Annotated in this window: 1 pseudogene; it reads left to right on the top strand. The window is 66.7% G+C overall.

Annotated features, from left to right (window positions below):
- Positions 1 to 585, top strand: a pseudogene (locus ACPYOG_RS19215) (cytochrome bc1 complex cytochrome b subunit); the annotation flags it as partial.

Below are 585 nucleotides of genomic sequence, written 5' to 3' on the forward strand. Positions count from 1 at the left end.
CATCGTGACGGTCATGATCTACCCGTTCCTCGAGGCGTGGGTCACGGGCGACAAGCGCGAGCACCACATCCTGGACCGTCCGCGGAACGCCGCGACACGCACCGCCATCGGCGCTGCCGGCGTCACGTTCTACGCGGTGTTCTGGGCGGCGGCGAGCTCGGACATCATCGCCACGCACTTCAAGCTGACGATGGAGGGTGTCATCCACACCCTCCAGGCACTGCTCTTCGTCGGACCGGTGGTCGCGTACATCGTGACCAAGCGCGTCTGCCTGGCGCTGCAGAAGAAGGACCGCTCGATCGCCCTCCATGGCTACGAGAGCGGCCGCATCGTGAAGCTGCCCGGCGGTGAGTTCATCGAGGTGCACGAGCAGCTGAGCGACTACGAGCGCTGGCGTCTGATCTCGTACGAGACCTACGAGCCGCTCATGGTGCGCCCGAACCGGCGCGGCAAGATCGCCGCGGCGAACCGGATGCGCGCGGGCCTGTCCCGCTGGTTCTTCGAGGACCGGATCCTGCCGCCCACCCGCGGCGAGCTCGAGTCGGGTCCTGTCTCTTATACACATCTGACGCTGCCGACGACGGA

It is taken from the genome of Leifsonia sp. HAY1-4F (assembly GCF_056755275.1).